The organism is Ochrobactrum sp. PL_is501 (assembly GCF_055816895.1).
Map to the genome: position 1 here is coordinate 17,413 of NZ_JBVPGR010000021.1, position 13,292 is coordinate 30,704.

Genomic DNA, 13,292 nt, shown 5'->3' on the forward strand with positions numbered 1-13,292 from the left:
ACCTCGCTGCAGACCTTGCAGGTCCCTCGTCAAGCCGCTTCCGCACGGAGATTGGCGGAGGACTCGGCAAGTTTCGTGAGGTCCTTGTCCGTCTGGCCTTCTTCCTGCAAAGTCTGGTCAAGGATTTTCGCCACGTCCTTGTATCCAAGAGTTTCAGCCCAGCGTTTCAGGGTGCCATAACGGGTGATTTCATAGTGTTCCACGGCCTGGGCTGCGGATATCAGACCTGCGTCCAGCGCCGGGCTGTTCGAAAATTCTTCGATGATTTCCTCGCCCTCGGCGATGATGCCTTCAATGGCATCGCAGGTCTTGCCCTGCGCACGCTTGCCGAGAATCTCGAAGCATTGCTGCAGGCGTTCCACATGACCTTCGGTTTGTTCGCGATGTTTTTCGAATGCGTTCTTCAGCTTTTCATCGGCAGCTGCACGCGACATTTTCGGAAGCGTTTTCAGAATCTTGCGCTCCGCATAATAAATGTCCTTGAGGGTATCGTAGAAAAGGTCTTCGAGATTGCGTTGCTTGGTGCTGGCCATTTCAGGCTCCTCCTATTGTTCCGAAACTGTCCTTGTCGTATGGCTGAAAATCCCCACGACGGCACATCTAACTCCGCAGCCATCATTTTGTTTCGCACCTTGGACAAAAATCAAAACGTCAGGGCTGCGTGGGTGAACCGGTCGGTGGTGTGGGGCTGTCCGGTGATACATCTCCCTTGTCCGACGTGATGAACAAGCTGCCCAACCCGAGCAGCGCCACCACAAACATCACGACGGCAAGCCATTTCAGAGTAATCATCGTTACTTCCCGTCTGCGTTGTCAGGATTTGGATTTGTGCTCAGGCTTCCCTTTCTGCTTGGTGGAAGCCATTTTCTCCAACTCTTTTTCACTCATGGATTTGGCCATTTCCTTGGACGCTCCACGCAGTTCGCTTTTGGCCTTGTCTCCGCGCTTCGCGGCCAGAGCCGCGCCGGCAGCCTGTTGCTGCGCTTTGGATTTCACAGGCATTTTCACCTCCTGTGGTAGTCAATTCTGTTCGGGTCCACGGCTTTCCCGCCGCAGTTCGCGCGCGCTGGGGTTCGCCAGATCATTCGGGCGCTCGCCGTTGGGGCTGTCGAAATCGAAGTTCCTTTGCGGGTCGTCCGGTTGCGGCTGGCGCGGGTTGCCCGGTGCGTTCGATTGCTCATGTGTCGGTCGCGCCTGATGGTCGCGTGGTTCGTGCTCGGACGGCTCGCCCGCTCCGACGCGATCCTTGTCGAAAAAAGGATATTTGATGCTTGAGGCATCGTAAAACATCGCGGTTCCTCCAGTTGGATGCCATGATGGCTGAACAGGCTCCCGAACCGACTTGCGGGCTTTTTGTTCCATCAAAGGTGACGAACCAGCCGACGTCGCGGACAGATGATAGGGAACATGGGCGGCCTTCGGCAGTTATCGAAGCTCTGAAGAGAGGAGTTTTGATATGGCCCAGACAAAGAAATGGTCGGCTGACGTAACCGAACACAGCGACGCGCTGGATCTGGAGCCGCATGTGTTCGAACAGGACGATCCGAAGAAAATTGCAGCTTCCTTGAAGCGCTCAGCCGACAAGAGCCGTAAGCGCAAGGCAGAGCCGTTTCGCTCGGCTATGTCCATGTTGACTTTCTACATCAACCGCGCGGGCAAGAATCTGCCGGAAAAACGCAAGCATGTGCTGGAAGCAGCCAAAGGCGAATTACGCAAGGCCTATGGCAAGCCGGATCACGCTTGACGTCCACTACGGGCGCTACTGGCAAAGGGAGAATTCGAATGAAAATCCATCTTGATGAAAACCGCGAATGGTTGATGTTCGTTCTGTCTGGAAATCCCGAACCGCCGGAGATACCCGAAAAGGAGCCGGATGGTATTCCGGTCGATCCGCCGGAAACCATTCCGCAACCGGACAAGGGGCCGTTCAGCCCCGATGAACCGGAGCAGGTCCCGCCGCTTCCCTTGCCCGAACATCCGTCACCCGGCCCGGTCAGTCCGGACCAGCCGACAATGCACCACGCCTTGTGGTGAGGAAGCGACGGTTTCAGGTGTTTCACTTCACCCGTCTTCCCCTTTTCGTCCCGCGTGCTTCGGCTCGCTCAGCGCATCGGAAAGGTTCTTGCGGTCGGGGTCAGACAGGTTATGCCCAGCGGCGTCGCGCTTTTTTGCCGGGTCGTCAGTGGCAGGTTCATAGCCCCGCGGCCGGTTTTCCGGCGGGCCTTCCCATTTTGGTTTCTGGTCGGTGGTGCCTGCTTTCGGGTCGTGTTTCATCGGAGCCTCCGTTTGCTGAAACTGACGGCCCAACCGTTCAAACGCCGGATTGTTTCATTGCCAGATTGTTTCATTGAACGACACGGGATGCAGCGTGTCGGAAGGCAAGCGGCGGGATTGGGCCGATAAGTTTTGGAACAATTGGCATGCCTCATGGTTGGACCCTGGAGGTCCAGAGCGATGAAACGAGTTTTAGCAGACAAAAGTATTGGCGCCCGCACAAGGGGCGCAATTCAACGGGGGGAGACCGGCGACAAGGTTCCCGGTTTCGATCCGGCGGCTGCTCCAATGGAAACGGATGCGGAGGCAGGCGGCAACTCCCAGCCTGACGACGAGCCCCAACCGCTGCCCGCAAAGGCTGATGACAGCAACGCTTCCAGCCATGCATCCGGCTTGCGGGAATGGCCCTCTGAAGGCAACGTGCGAACCGCAAGCGGAAACGCAACCCGGGGGGAAGGCCCAGCCTATCTCGTCTGGTGGTTCATCATCGCGATGGTCGTCATTGGCTATTTCATAATTTCATGGGTGTGGCGATGAATATGCAATCGAAACCTGAGCAAGACAAAAGGGTCGAGCCTTCGCGAACGCTTGGATACTTCCCCCGCTTCGCCTTGGTCATATTGGCGGTTCTGCTGCTTTTATTCCTTGGATGGAGCCTGACCGGAGGCGGATTGGTATCGCAGCAGCAGCAGGGAATACAGACGCCGCCGGCGACGGATTCCGGCGAACAGCCGGGACAAAATCCGCCGCTTGAAAACCAGCGGCCGCAGACGGGTACGGGAGGCGACCAGCCAGCCAATCCGTCAGAAGGTCAGAATGGAGGCCGATCATGAACGAGCAACCAACCACCCCGCTTACGGACGATGAAGACGTAAAGTTTCTCGCGGAGAATTCGGATATTTCCCCGTTGCAGGCACGCCAGTTGATCGAACGTTTTGGCAGGGACAGGCAAAAGCTGCTTGAGGAAGCGAAGAAGTTTAAAGCGGAAGGATAGGAACAATGGCTCAGATCACGCGAGATCACGACAAGATCCGCCGGTGGGCGGAAGACCGCAACGGGCGCCCGGCCATCGTGGATACAGGCAACCAAAGCGGCATATTACGCATCGACTTCGCGGAGAAAGACGAAAATCTGGAAGAGATCGAATGGGACGATTTCTTTGCCATATTCGACGACCGAAAACTTGCCTTCCTCTATGGAGATGCAGGCGACAGCCGCTTTAAAAAATTTGTGGACGCAGAGCAGAATGCTTGAGGCGACCGAAATCAGGGAGAGGGTTCTGAATCCGGCACGATGTTCAGGTTAGCGGCGGCGGGTGCCTCCAGATGGCGGTCCCGATATCTTTTGTGGGCAAGCCGGGACGCCAGTTCGGCAATGTAGTTCAGATCCCTCAGGCCGTTCTGGTAAAGCATTATGATTGCCGTCGAAAGATCCGTGGCAGCATATTCCCTGTCGCTTTCTTCAAGAATAATTGCGGCATGGGAAAAACAGCTGCGCATGAAGGACACTTCTTCCGGCTTGTAGATACGGCTCGCTTCGTTGAAGAGCGGCATGCGATCCTCCTTCGGGATACCTCAACAATACGCTTCTCAATTATTTAAAATAGGCGTGCTTGATCACTTCATGTTTCGATATTGCTTCGGCTCATGGCACCCGACCGCTTCCATGTTCCGGGTGGCGTTCAAGATTCTGGCGGTTAAGGCAATCGAAAACGCGCTTTGCCTCCTCCTCGGTCAGTGCGATCTGCAAGCGACCCTCGAACGTGATGGGGTGGCCTTTGAAAGCATCTATCACAGACCATGTGCCATCGCCGTTTTGCTGAAGTTTGTACCCGTTTTCTACCATGGTCGTCTCCCGTCGCGGCGTGTCTCCGGCAAACTTGATGGTTCCCCATGGTCGAATTTCCTGAGGCAACTCGGGTTCTGATGAAACCGACCCACCATTCATATAGATGCCGGAGAAAGGAGATTAACGAAACAATGGTTCGAATGGTTCCGTCCATGTTTGAATGTGCATCTGGTGCCTATCCGAAACCTGTCCGCCCGCCGGTCCGCCATGTCTTTCGATCAGAAGGTTGAAGGGGTTGCTACTGACATGGACACAAGCGCGGGACGGAAGCCAAGAATGGAGCTGGCCTTGTTGGCGGCTCCGGCTCTATTTTTCTTCCGTGTCCGATAACAGTATGCAAATTGGGATCGATACTTTGATTTCCAACCCGGTTGGCAGCCAGTTCCGATAAACTGTGGCGTTCAGGGCAGATGAAAGACCGGCTTCCAGACGCGTTCCAAATCCTTCCGCGCTTATCTGGCCGACTTTCCCCTCAACGCTTTCAGTCCACGATAATCTGACCATTCCGCTCGTCTCCTCGACAAAAATGTCGAGGCGCCCTGTCATTGATGAAAGCGCTCCATGTTTGGCCGCGTTCGTTGCAAATTCGTGCAACAGGAGAGACAGATTTGTCAGCGACTTCCCGGAAACAGACGGATTGGCTCCCGCAAGGCTGATATTACAGCCCTGATATGGATCAAGGATTGTATGTATAAGGGTCTGGATGGGAATAGCGGCCGACATGTCGGGATTTTCATCCCAGGCAGGCATCGTCAATTCGTGCGCTCTTGCCAGCGAAGACAGTCTGGACTGGACGCTTTGGCGAAATTCATCGACATTTTTCGCATCCCGCCCACTCAGCGATACGATCCCGTTTGCCAGTGCAAACAGGTTTTTAACGCGATGGTGCATTTCGCCCAACAATAGAAACAATTTTTCCTGCGCTTTGCGGCGCTCGGTAATGTCGCGGGCTATTTTGGAGGCGCCAACGATTACGCCTTGAGCGTTGCGGATCGGAGAGATTGTTAGAGAAATATCCAGATGCGTGCCATCCTTCTTCTTGCGGACAGTTTCGAAATGTTCGACACGCATTCCATCTCGGATTTGCGCCAGTATGGCTGGCTCCTCATTGAGACGATCTTCCGGAATAAGAATGGTGATGGGTTTTCCTATAACCTCTTCGGGATCGTAACCGAACAAACGCTGGGCTCCCCGATTCCAGGTCTTGATATTCCCGTGCAGGTCCTTGCTGATGATTGCATCATCTGATCCATCTACAATAGCCGCGAGCCAATCACGCAAATCCAGTTCGGTATCGTAGAAATTCGTCTGCCAGGCATAAGATCCGGTATAGGAGACGACGGGTATCTCCACATCTCTGCGCTGTCGATCATTATTTTCATTACTCATAATCGTCACCCGCGGAATCTCATTGTGGAGAATCTACTCTAATAAACTCCCAAAACGCCGTCGACCAATATGTTAGATATTCTGGCTGTTGCAACAATCGCTTTGATATTGGAAATAGCGCTGGTGATTTTCAGCGAGACTTTTAATGAGCGATTTCAAGTGGCCGCTATGGGATCAGCTGCCGCGACCTTGAGCAAATGATGGCGCGCGGGGTGTGCCTGTTGATCATTCGACGATTTACTGCCGGCTTCAAAGGTTCGCGCCGGAGATTGAAAAGCGGTTGCGCTGGAACTGGCGCCAGCTGCAGTCAACCAGCTGGCGCGTTGACCTCACAACTTATAGGGTCACCGGGGCTCTTACTTTATTTAAGATTGGCGCGTGTGCCGCAAAAGTCGAACCTTAGGTGACGATATTTGTGTTGCTAAACAGGAGGTTTCTTTCCGTCTTTCCAGATCGTGTCAAACGCTGAGGAAGGGACCCAAGATCACTTGAAAGCTATGGACAGCGACGTGCTGGCGATAGCTGTGAAGAAATATGCTCGATTGCCATCTCAAGGCGCTCCACGACTTCAACTGCGCTACTCCGACTTTATTTTCCAATTCCATCGGGCTGAGATATCCCAATGTCGAGTGGCGACGCTTCGGATTGTAGAAGCGCTCGATGTATTCGTCCGCCTTTGCATCGTCTCGTCGAGATGGCGCGCATTTTTCCTAGCGTCTTCGCCACTGAACTGGTCAAATGATTCGAAACAGGATCTGGTCGACAAAGATGCTTCCCATTCGGCCCCGCCAGATTTTATATTGCGCAAGCTTATCTGAAGGCGCTTAAGTATCGCGTTCTGTGCGCCCGTCGGCTAATTTTCTTTGCCAGCCGCGATCAAAACATCAGTTCTTCGTCTTTGAATCTTGTGCACGGATGCCGGTGGGATATTGAAAAAAGTCCGGCCCATCTCTTCGGATATCAGACCAAGCTTCGCGAGCAGTTCCGTCTTGACTGGACAACACATCGCATAGGTAAACTGGTAGAATGAACCGGATTGAGCCAGATAGTGAAAACTGCCACGCAAGATAGCTTCCACTTGCATGGGGTTCATTGCAAGAAGGCCCAGTCCGCTGATGATGCTTTTACACGATGCAGGCGGTAAAAGGTTGAGGCTGGCGAGCCGGGTCGCGTCTGCCTGGATGATCGTTGAACGCGGAAAGCGCTTGCGCAATATGCTTACGAATTCTGGATTGAATTCGATCAGGATCAGATCGCGGGGATCGACGCCGCGTTTGAGGAGAGCATAAGTGAATACGCCGGTTCCTGGTCCCAATTCGATGATGGGCCCCGTGCCTGGTTTGATTTCGCGTGTGATCAAGCGAGAAATGGACGGTCCCGACGGGGCAATTGCGGCAGTCAGCAGCGGGTTGCGCAACCAGGCTGCAAAGAAGGGAACGAAATCGGCGATTGGCATTTCAGCGGCTCCTCCAAGGGAATTGTTCTCCGGTCTGCCCGGCAGGACCGCTGAAATTTCCAAGCGCCACCTGTCAAAAGCCTGTCGCTGCGGCTGTTTGCCACCAATAAATCAGGTTCAGAAATTCTACTGGGCTGGCTGATGCCAGTCTCATGCCAGCCACAAATGTTACGTTGAGCAAATCTTGGCAAGAAAAGGCACGTTGGATGCGAATTCTGGTGGTGGAGGATGAAAGCGAACTGGCATCGATATTGGAACAAGTTCTGACATCCCAAAACATGGTCGCGGATATCGTCGCCACCTGCGGCGAAGCTGAACATATGCTTTCAGAAGATTGCTACGATGCGGTTATTCTTGATCGTCGCCTGCCTGACGGGGATGGATTGTCCGTGCTGCGGCGCCTGCGTGGGCGCGGCAATTCGGTTCCGGTTCTTGTTCTGACGGCCCACGGCGACCTGCCCGATCGCATCCACGGCCTCAATAGCGGTGCAGACGACTATCTTGGCAAGCCCTTCGCCTTCGATGAGCTGATGGCTCGGTTGCGGGCCATTTTGCGTCGCAATGGCGATCTTCGTCCAGACATTGTCCGGCTTGGTCGTGTATCTTTCGATTTCACTGCGCGTCAGGCTTTTGTCGGTGATGTTCCACTCACCATGCCACGCCGCGAATTGCTCGTGCTTGAAGCGTTGATGAGACGAAAGGGGCGCATGGTGCAAAGGCCGGTTTTGATGGAGGCTGTTTTCGGGATGAACGATGAGGTGGAACCGAACGCACTCGACACACATGTTTCCCGGGTGCGCCGCAAGCTGGCAGCGGCGGCGGCAGGGGTCACACTGAACGGCGTACGCGGTGTCGGCTATCTCTTGCGCGAGACCCCTAATTGAGAAAGACTCCTTTTTCCTTAAAGTGGCAGCTGATTACGCGTATCGTTCTCGCGCAGGCAGCGATCGTTCTATGCGCGCTGGCGTTCTTCGTTGCATTTCTCTGGCTGTCTGGCTTTGTTCACGAACGTTATGATCGAGGCATAATCGACGTCTTGAAGGGGGCGATAGCCCGTGATCCGGAAGGGCATCTGGCCTTGAACAACACGCCCGAACTGGCGGTATTGCGTCGAGAGGAAAAATCCCTCTGGTTTGTTATTCAGGATGTTTCTGGCAACCAGCTTGCGGAAGGCACTGTGCCCGACGCCTACCGGCCATTTCGTGCTGCCATGCCGGATGTGCTTGAAGCCCGGCTTGGCGACGATAAAGCTGGATCACTCCGGCCCTATGCCCTCATAAGATGGGAAGATACACCCGTTGGGCGCGTCCAGATCATGGCAGGTACGGGAGGCCGGCTGACCTTTGGACGGCTGGCGGAAACGGTCGGGGAAGGGTTCAAGGCGCTCATTCTTCCCTGCCTTCTTCTCGCCGCGCTGGGAGCGTTGCTGGTCATACCGCTGGTGGTGCGTATTACCTTGAGAGGAACATCCGAAGTTGCTCTCAAAGCTGCACAGATTGAGCCTGAGCGGCGTGGAATTCGCCTGTCCGCAAAGACTGTTCCAGTCGAGCTTTCGCCGTTGGTGGAGGCTTTCAACGGCGCTCTGGAGCGCCTCGATAAAGGATATTCCCGCCAACAGCGTTTTTTGGCGCAGGCAGCCCATGAGCTGAGAACTCCCATCGCTATCCTCTCTGCCCGACTGCATGCCCTACCGGAAAGCGAGTTGAAATCTGGCCTCATGCGTGACGTGTCCCGGCTGGGAACCCTGGCGGGCCAGCTTCTTGACCTCCAGCGTCTGGAGGGGCAGGCGAGCAGGTTTCATACCGTGGATATAGTCTCCGCTGCACGGCAGGTAATTTCTGATCTGGCGCCCCTTGCTTTCGCAGCTGGCTATGATGTGACTTTCGATAATGATGCTGAAGTCATCAACGTCCTCGGCGATAGCCAGTCGATCGAGCGCGCCATCACCAACCTGTTTCAAAACGCGATTGACCATGGGGACAAGAGAGGAACAATTGCGATAAGCGTCATGAAACCGGCTGTGATTGAAGTGACCGATGAGGGTAGCGGCATTCCTCCAGAAATGCGCCAAAGCATATTCGAACCGTTCGCCCGCCTTGAGGATCAAGGTCCTGGCGCTGGCCTTGGTCTTAATCTTGTACAGCAGATCATGGTGCTTCACGGTGGAAGCGTTGAGGTGGGCGAAAGTCATTCGGGCGGAACACGCATGAGGCTTGTCTTCCACCCAATTGGTGCAATGCCGACAGATGGTCCGAACCTGTGAATTGGCCTGCACCCTTCAAACGTGGGATCGTTAAAAGGGCGCCAGAAGCAATCGCCCTGCACGGATTGAGAGCCATCAGCTGGGCTGCCGATTATCACCCCGATGAATGATCAGTTTCGCCCCAATCTTCCAGAACGCGATTTTTGTGTTACTGCGGCGGCTGCCACAACTGTCATTGATGGCCGGATCTGCGGGGATTCGAAAGCCGAAAGGCGGAAACGGAACGCCGCCGCGATCCAGCCAATACGCATCCAGGTTCGGCAGTTTCAATTTACGCCGCTTGGAGGCACGGTAATTGATCACGTGGCTGGAATTGCCGACGGCAATCAAATAGGCGGTGGCGCTGTGGGCTATCAATCCTTTCAGAACCAGCATGACTGCATCTTTCGGCCGCAACCCTCCGAGATCGCGGGTCGCGGATATGACCGTACGTTTGGCGTCCGGATGAGCGGACCCTTGCAATCCACCGACAATGAGACTGTATGAATCGCCGGGACGGCGCACAAATACGAAGCTCGCCATGCACAGCAGCGCCTGATCTGCCGCGTCCACCAGACGCACGGTAAAAACGCCTTCGTGCCGGCTGCCGCATTGATCGGAAAGCAATAGCTGGAGCCGATAACGATGATCCCTGCCGCAAATGGTTCCAAGTTCGATTATTTCCCCCTGCCACAGTGCCTGCAATACATGCGGGCACAATAGCTGGCGCGCCAGTTCGAAGTGCTGGGTAAGAATGTTGAGCCGGGTTCGCCATGCAAGTCGGTGCACAAGAAAGGATGACAGGGACTTCCGGATAAGATCATCGTGAGGCGGAGCGAAAGTGTGCTGTTCCGTGAACTCGTCGAGGAACCGGAGCCAGCGGAAGGTCAGCCACGGCGACAGCATGCTTCTCGTCAGGAAAGCCAAGGTTTTGCGAAACTTCAGCCGTGAAGCAATGCCGATAGTTTGCCGCAACATCGAATGGGAAGCTGCCAGATGTTTCAGGGGCACATTCTGATGGTTTGTTTCCGCATGGCTGGCCGAACCCGGCTCTGGTTGCCTTTGGCTGGGCGCGGAATGGGAAATCTGTTCTGCAAGCATGATCATGGTCCGTTGCGGCTGGGAGGTAGCGGGCCGGACTTTTCTTCAGCTATGTCAAGATTTTGTGGAGAATTTCCGTGTGCTCGGCGAGCGCTACGCCGCGTGGAAATTCGCGTGCCGAAATGGCTCACGCTGGCGTCTATCGCCTCCGCCTGGCTGGAGATCCTTCGCCAGAGCCACATCATCACACACAGGACCAGACCCCATGCGACGATGACATCGGACAGGAAGTGGGCGCCGAAGATAACCCGGTTGAAGGACACAAAGAACAGGATCGGGACCGCAATAACGGTTGCGGTGGATCGCCACCGCACAGGCACGAAGACGATTACCGACAGTGTTGCGGCTGCGACGGCGGCCTCGCCGGAAGGAAAAGAGCAACTATGCCTGCAGGCCGCAGCATATTGCCAAACGGGAGAAAAATCGGCTGTCCCGCCAAACTCGACAATATTGCGCGGCCGGGCCCTTCCGATGATGTTCTTCAGAGACTGTACTGCAATCAATGGGCCGAGCAGAAAGCTCAGCAGCACGAAGAGGGACTTGTGCGGCGGGCAGAAGGCATATTTTTTTGGCAGGAAAGCATGAAGCCCGATGGCGAATACCATGAGCGGCAGAAGATAGACCAAACCCTGCCGGTTTATGTCGCGCACGCCCTTCAGAAATGGATTTTCGGATAGCGGGAAGCCATGTCCGTCAGCAAAGAGACGGGAAATGGTCAGATCGACTGACGGAAACACCACGAGGACGAAGCTTGCAGCCAGAACGGAAGGAACCAGCAGCTGCGTTTGCCATGAGGCGGTTTTGTAACGTCTGGTGACGCCGACCGCCGAACGGGATTCGCTTGAGCCTAGGACGGTTTCTTGCATGCCGACACCTCGAAAGAGTTGAACGACTGCGATTTGAAGGCCGATTATCAAGACTCTGCGAAGATCGAACCGGCACTGTGTTTAAAACCGGTCTCTGGATGGTGCGAGTATTGTTTGGAAATTGCACGTTGAGAATTTGCCAGTCATAGTCCGTGCAGCTTTTGCCCAAGATAACGATCTCAAGAACATTTGGAGCCGCTCGTGGATAACAGCCTCGTTCTTATTGTGGAGGATGAGCCGGAAATTGCGCAGATTTTGGATGCCTATCTGGTGCGTGAAGGCTATCGCACGGTGCGTGCGTCTGATGGCGAAACGGCGCTGCAACATCATGCGCTGCTGTCGCCGGATATCGTTCTGCTCGATGTCCGCATTCCAAAGCTGGATGGTTTTGCAGTGCTTGCGCGCTTGCGGCAGACCCGAAATACACCCGTTATCATGGTGACAGCATTGGCCGAAGATATCGATCGGCTCAGCGGTCTGCGTCTTGGTGCCGATGATTATGTCGTCAAACCATTCAATCCCCAGGAAGTGGTTGCGCGCGTCAAGGCGGTGCTGCGGCGTACAAAGGGCGATCAGGAGGAAACGCTGCGGCGGTTCGGCGCAATTGAAGTTGACTTCAATGCCTACGCGGCTTTCGTCAACCGCGACGGGGAGCGGATTGCTCTCCAGCTCACTCTCAGCGAATTCAGAATCCTTGCTTATATGGTCCGCCGCCCCACGCACGCCTTCGACCGCGCTGATATTCTCGATGCCTGCCTGCCGGAAAGCGATGCGCTGGTCCGCACGGTGGACACGCATATATCCAATCTGCGAAAGAAGCTTGAAACGCTCGGGCAGAAAGATTTCTTCCCCGCAGTTCGCGGCATCGGTTACCGTCTGGCGGATCCCAAATGAAATTACCCACGCTGCCGCTTGCCACACTGACCGCGATCATAATCGCTGCCATGCTTCTGCTCAGCGTCGGTCTGGCTTATCTGGGGGTCACCTCTTACGCCGCCTATCTTGAAGAAGGGGTGATCAAAAGTCTGCCTGCCAATGCCGCCCAAGCCTATCGGGACATGAATTCCGGCATCGTACCCGAACCGGCAGCGATAAAGGAATTGTTCGCGCATCTCGATAGCCTTTCCGATCCGGTCGATTTTCAACTCTATATTTCCGTACTCGTCTGCGGACTGGTCTCTGCGCTTATTTGCAGCATCATCGGAATATATCTGGCCAGGAGGATCGCACAGCCTCTGGAGCAGCTGACGCTGGTAGCGGAAGGGCTGAAGTCCGGAGATTTTTCCGTCCGGCTCAAGGAGTCGCACACAAGTACGGTGGAGGTTAAAAGCCTCATTGAAAGCTTCAACGCCTTGGCAACCAGCCTCGAAACTATGGAGGAGAGGCTGCGCTTCAACAATATGGCTGTCGCACACGAGTTGCGCACACCGCTTACCATATTGCGCGGATCGATGCAGGGTATGGTGGATGGCGTTTTCCCTATGGATACGAAAACGGTGGCAAGCCTTTTGCTGCAGGTTGAGGGTTTGTCGCGACTTGTCGAAGACCTGCGCACCCTCTCGCTGGCGATAGGACAGAAACTCGTCATGGATCGCGAGCATTTTGTGCTGTCGGAGCTGGTGGAGACCGTGCTCGACGCAGCCAAGCCCATGCTTGAGGCAAGCAAGCTTGTCGTTGAAAGGGATTTGTCGCCAAGGACAGCGGTCGCTGACCGCCAACGCATCCGGCAGGCCATACTCGCGCTTCTCGAAAATGCCTGCCGGTATGCTGCGGACGGCGGAATATTGCGATGCCAGACGGAACTGACCGCCGATGGTTTCATCGCCATCCGCATTCTCGACCGTGGTCCGGGGCTTCCCGAAAATATAGGCGATATAAGCGTTGCTCCGTTCTGGCGCGGAGATGCATCTCGTTCAAGGGCAACTGGCGGAACGGGGCTTGGCCTGTCTGTCGTACAGGCGATAGCGGCGGCTCATGGTGGCAAACTTGAACTCCGTAACCGGGCAGGCGGCGGCGCTATCGTATCCATTCTCATTCCAGAGAATTTTACGGAATGCTCTGCATGAGCGCGAAGTTTAGTGTGCAGCCTTTGTCCTTTCCGCGAGCTACTGCTTTC

The 13,292-nt window shown here is 55.1% G+C and carries 20 protein-coding genes and 2 pseudogenes; 11 read left to right on the forward strand and 11 right to left on the reverse strand.

Going from position 1 to position 13,292, the window contains the following annotated elements; genetic code table 11:
* Nucleotides 1–29: 29 nt before the first annotated feature.
* The 4 genes from AC0TOF_RS01665 to AC0TOF_RS01680 all read right to left on the reverse strand — a co-directional run bounded on the left by AC0TOF_RS01665 (nucleotide 30) and on the right by AC0TOF_RS01680 (nucleotide 1,290).
* On the reverse strand, nucleotides 30–533 hold the full coding sequence (locus tag AC0TOF_RS01665) for a YciE/YciF ferroxidase family protein (RefSeq protein ID WP_121980902.1): 504 nt from the start codon (nucleotides 531–533) through the stop codon (nucleotides 30–32).
* A gap of 118 nt (nucleotides 534–651) precedes the next feature.
* Nucleotides 652–792, reverse strand: a complete 141-nt coding sequence (locus tag AC0TOF_RS01670; RefSeq protein ID WP_473766980.1) for a hypothetical protein — start codon at nucleotides 790–792, stop codon at nucleotides 652–654.
* 21 nt (nucleotides 793–813) lie between these two features.
* On the reverse strand, nucleotides 814–1,002 hold the full coding sequence (locus AC0TOF_RS01675) for a DUF3008 family protein (RefSeq protein WP_473766981.1): 189 nt from the start codon (nucleotides 1,000–1,002) through the stop codon (nucleotides 814–816).
* Between the two features lie 18 nt (nucleotides 1,003–1,020).
* Nucleotides 1,021–1,290: a hypothetical protein gene (locus tag AC0TOF_RS01680; protein ID WP_122000802.1), complete on the reverse strand. Its 270-nt coding sequence runs from the start codon at nucleotides 1,288–1,290 to the stop codon at nucleotides 1,021–1,023.
* 166 nt (nucleotides 1,291–1,456) lie between these two features.
* Here AC0TOF_RS01680 and AC0TOF_RS01685 point away from each other — a divergent pair, with 166 nt between their 5' ends.
* On the forward strand, nucleotides 1,457–1,744 hold the full coding sequence (locus AC0TOF_RS01685; RefSeq protein WP_473766982.1) for a DUF3175 domain-containing protein: 288 nt from the start codon (nucleotides 1,457–1,459) through the stop codon (nucleotides 1,742–1,744).
* Between the two features lie 38 nt (nucleotides 1,745–1,782).
* On the forward strand, nucleotides 1,783–2,034 hold the full coding sequence (locus tag AC0TOF_RS01690; protein ID WP_473766983.1) for a chitin-binding protein: 252 nt from the start codon (nucleotides 1,783–1,785) through the stop codon (nucleotides 2,032–2,034).
* Nucleotides 2,035–2,061: 27 nt separating this feature from the next.
* On the opposite strand, the gene AC0TOF_RS01695 is transcribed toward AC0TOF_RS01690, so the two are convergent.
* Entirely contained in the window at nucleotides 2,062–2,274 is a 213-nt protein-coding gene (locus AC0TOF_RS01695) for a hypothetical protein (protein WP_473766984.1), read from the reverse strand.
* Between the two features lie 180 nt (nucleotides 2,275–2,454).
* Here AC0TOF_RS01695 and AC0TOF_RS01700 point away from each other — a divergent pair, with 180 nt between their 5' ends.
* The 3 genes from AC0TOF_RS01700 to AC0TOF_RS01710 all read left to right on the forward strand — a co-directional run bounded on the left by AC0TOF_RS01700 (nucleotide 2,455) and on the right by AC0TOF_RS01710 (nucleotide 3,528).
* Nucleotides 2,455–2,811, forward strand: a complete 357-nt coding sequence (locus AC0TOF_RS01700) for a hypothetical protein (RefSeq protein ID WP_473766985.1) — start codon at nucleotides 2,455–2,457, stop codon at nucleotides 2,809–2,811.
* Between the two features lie 292 nt (nucleotides 2,812–3,103).
* Complete coding sequence (locus AC0TOF_RS01705) at nucleotides 3,104–3,268, forward strand: hypothetical protein (RefSeq protein WP_162997285.1); 165 nt, start codon at nucleotides 3,104–3,106, stop codon at nucleotides 3,266–3,268.
* Nucleotides 3,269–3,273: 5 nt separating this feature from the next.
* Nucleotides 3,274–3,528 carry a hypothetical protein gene (locus AC0TOF_RS01710; RefSeq protein ID WP_473766986.1) on the forward strand — a complete coding sequence of 85 codons (255 nt, stop codon included), beginning with the start codon at nucleotides 3,274–3,276 and terminating at the stop codon, nucleotides 3,526–3,528.
* An 11-nt stretch (nucleotides 3,529–3,539) separates the two neighbouring features.
* Here the strand turns inward: AC0TOF_RS01710 and AC0TOF_RS01715 are convergent, their stop codons facing one another.
* Nucleotides 3,540–3,827: a hypothetical protein gene (locus tag AC0TOF_RS01715; protein WP_473766987.1), complete on the reverse strand. Its 288-nt coding sequence runs from the start codon at nucleotides 3,825–3,827 to the stop codon at nucleotides 3,540–3,542.
* Here AC0TOF_RS01715 and AC0TOF_RS01720 point away from each other — a divergent pair.
* Nucleotides 3,826–4,200, forward strand: coding sequence for a hypothetical protein (locus AC0TOF_RS01720; protein ID WP_473766988.1), 375 nt, complete (start codon nucleotides 3,826–3,828; stop codon nucleotides 4,198–4,200). The genes AC0TOF_RS01715 and AC0TOF_RS01720 overlap by 2 nt on opposite strands.
* Nucleotides 4,201–4,428: 228 nt before the next feature.
* Here the strand turns inward: AC0TOF_RS01720 and AC0TOF_RS01725 are convergent, their stop codons facing one another.
* Nucleotides 4,429–5,511: a PAS domain S-box protein gene (locus AC0TOF_RS01725; RefSeq protein ID WP_473766989.1), complete on the reverse strand. Its 1,083-nt coding sequence runs from the start codon at nucleotides 5,509–5,511 to the stop codon at nucleotides 4,429–4,431.
* 164 nt (nucleotides 5,512–5,675) lie between these two features.
* On the opposite strand from AC0TOF_RS01725, the pseudogene AC0TOF_RS01730 reads away from it, so the two are divergent.
* Nucleotides 5,676–5,863, forward strand: a pseudogene (locus AC0TOF_RS01730) (IS6 family transposase); the annotation flags it as partial.
* Between the two features lie 223 nt (nucleotides 5,864–6,086).
* Here the strand turns inward: AC0TOF_RS01730 and AC0TOF_RS01735 are convergent.
* Both AC0TOF_RS01735 and AC0TOF_RS01740 read right to left on the reverse strand, forming a co-directional pair.
* Nucleotides 6,087–6,200: pseudogene (locus AC0TOF_RS01735) on the reverse strand (IS3 family transposase); the annotation flags it as partial.
* Nucleotides 6,201–6,364: 164 nt separating this feature from the next.
* Entirely contained in the window at nucleotides 6,365–6,967 is a 603-nt protein-coding gene (locus AC0TOF_RS01740; protein ID WP_473766990.1) for a class I SAM-dependent methyltransferase, read from the reverse strand.
* A gap of 206 nt (nucleotides 6,968–7,173) precedes the next feature.
* Between AC0TOF_RS01740 and AC0TOF_RS01745 the strand changes: the two genes are divergently transcribed.
* Complete coding sequence (locus tag AC0TOF_RS01745) at nucleotides 7,174–7,851, forward strand: response regulator transcription factor (RefSeq protein ID WP_473766991.1); 678 nt, start codon at nucleotides 7,174–7,176, stop codon at nucleotides 7,849–7,851.
* Entirely contained in the window at nucleotides 7,848–9,230 is a 1,383-nt protein-coding gene (locus AC0TOF_RS01750; RefSeq protein ID WP_473766992.1) for a sensor histidine kinase, read from the forward strand. The genes AC0TOF_RS01745 and AC0TOF_RS01750 overlap by 4 nt, the downstream gene beginning before the upstream one ends.
* 75 nt (nucleotides 9,231–9,305) lie before the next feature.
* On the opposite strand, the gene AC0TOF_RS01755 is transcribed toward AC0TOF_RS01750, so the two are convergent.
* Nucleotides 9,306–10,310 (reverse strand): DUF535 family protein, encoded by a 1,005-nt coding sequence (locus AC0TOF_RS01755; protein WP_473766993.1) that lies wholly within the window; start codon nucleotides 10,308–10,310, stop codon nucleotides 9,306–9,308.
* 2 nt (nucleotides 10,311–10,312) lie between these two features.
* Nucleotides 10,313–11,176: a phosphatase PAP2 family protein gene (locus AC0TOF_RS01760; protein WP_473766994.1), complete on the reverse strand. Its 864-nt coding sequence runs from the start codon at nucleotides 11,174–11,176 to the stop codon at nucleotides 10,313–10,315.
* 201 nt (nucleotides 11,177–11,377) lie between these two features.
* Here AC0TOF_RS01760 and AC0TOF_RS01765 point away from each other — a divergent pair, with 201 nt between their 5' ends.
* Both AC0TOF_RS01765 and AC0TOF_RS01770 read left to right on the forward strand, forming a co-directional pair.
* Complete coding sequence (locus AC0TOF_RS01765) at nucleotides 11,378–12,070, forward strand: response regulator (RefSeq protein WP_122000984.1); 693 nt, start codon at nucleotides 11,378–11,380, stop codon at nucleotides 12,068–12,070.
* Complete coding sequence (locus AC0TOF_RS01770) at nucleotides 12,067–13,242, forward strand: ATP-binding protein (protein WP_473766995.1); 1,176 nt, start codon at nucleotides 12,067–12,069, stop codon at nucleotides 13,240–13,242. The genes AC0TOF_RS01765 and AC0TOF_RS01770 overlap by 4 nt, the downstream gene beginning before the upstream one ends.
* The last annotated feature ends 50 nt before the right edge of the window (nucleotides 13,243–13,292 follow it).

What these genes read in the sequence shown, in the direction of transcription:
- AC0TOF_RS01665 (WP_121980902.1), bottom strand. Translation starts at nt 533, where the DNA reads ATGGCCAGCACCAAGCAACGCAATCTCGAAGACCTTTTCTACGATACC.
- AC0TOF_RS01670 (WP_473766980.1), bottom strand. Translation starts at nt 792, where the DNA reads ATGATTACTCTGAAATGGCTTGCCGTCGTGATGTTTGTGGTGGCGCTG.
- AC0TOF_RS01675 (WP_473766981.1), bottom strand. Translation starts at nt 1,002, where the DNA reads ATGCCTGTGAAATCCAAAGCGCAGCAACAGGCTGCCGGCGCGGCTCTG.
- AC0TOF_RS01680 (WP_122000802.1), bottom strand. Translation starts at nt 1,290, where the DNA reads ATGTTTTACGATGCCTCAAGCATCAAATATCCTTTTTTCGACAAGGAT.
- AC0TOF_RS01685 (WP_473766982.1), top strand. Translation starts at nt 1,457, where the DNA reads ATGGCCCAGACAAAGAAATGGTCGGCTGACGTAACCGAACACAGCGAC.
- AC0TOF_RS01690 (WP_473766983.1), top strand. Translation starts at nt 1,783, where the DNA reads ATGAAAATCCATCTTGATGAAAACCGCGAATGGTTGATGTTCGTTCTG.
- AC0TOF_RS01695 (WP_473766984.1), bottom strand. Translation starts at nt 2,274, where the DNA reads ATGAAACACGACCCGAAAGCAGGCACCACCGACCAGAAACCAAAATGG.
- AC0TOF_RS01700 (WP_473766985.1), top strand. Translation starts at nt 2,455, where the DNA reads ATGAAACGAGTTTTAGCAGACAAAAGTATTGGCGCCCGCACAAGGGGC.
- AC0TOF_RS01705 (WP_162997285.1), top strand. Translation starts at nt 3,104, where the DNA reads ATGAACGAGCAACCAACCACCCCGCTTACGGACGATGAAGACGTAAAG.
- AC0TOF_RS01710 (WP_473766986.1), top strand. Translation starts at nt 3,274, where the DNA reads ATGGCTCAGATCACGCGAGATCACGACAAGATCCGCCGGTGGGCGGAA.
- AC0TOF_RS01720 (WP_473766988.1), top strand. Translation starts at nt 3,826, where the DNA reads ATGCGATCCTCCTTCGGGATACCTCAACAATACGCTTCTCAATTATTT.
- AC0TOF_RS01715 (WP_473766987.1), bottom strand. Translation starts at nt 3,827, where the DNA reads ATGCCGCTCTTCAACGAAGCGAGCCGTATCTACAAGCCGGAAGAAGTG.
- AC0TOF_RS01725 (WP_473766989.1), bottom strand. Translation starts at nt 5,511, where the DNA reads ATGAGTAATGAAAATAATGATCGACAGCGCAGAGATGTGGAGATACCC.
- AC0TOF_RS01740 (WP_473766990.1), bottom strand. Translation starts at nt 6,967, where the DNA reads ATGCCAATCGCCGATTTCGTTCCCTTCTTTGCAGCCTGGTTGCGCAAC.
- AC0TOF_RS01745 (WP_473766991.1), top strand. Translation starts at nt 7,174, where the DNA reads ATGCGAATTCTGGTGGTGGAGGATGAAAGCGAACTGGCATCGATATTG.
- AC0TOF_RS01755 (WP_473766993.1), bottom strand. Translation starts at nt 10,310, where the DNA reads ATGCTTGCAGAACAGATTTCCCATTCCGCGCCCAGCCAAAGGCAACCA.
- AC0TOF_RS01760 (WP_473766994.1), bottom strand. Translation starts at nt 11,176, where the DNA reads ATGCAAGAAACCGTCCTAGGCTCAAGCGAATCCCGTTCGGCGGTCGGC.
- AC0TOF_RS01770 (WP_473766995.1), top strand. Translation starts at nt 12,067, where the DNA reads ATGAAATTACCCACGCTGCCGCTTGCCACACTGACCGCGATCATAATC.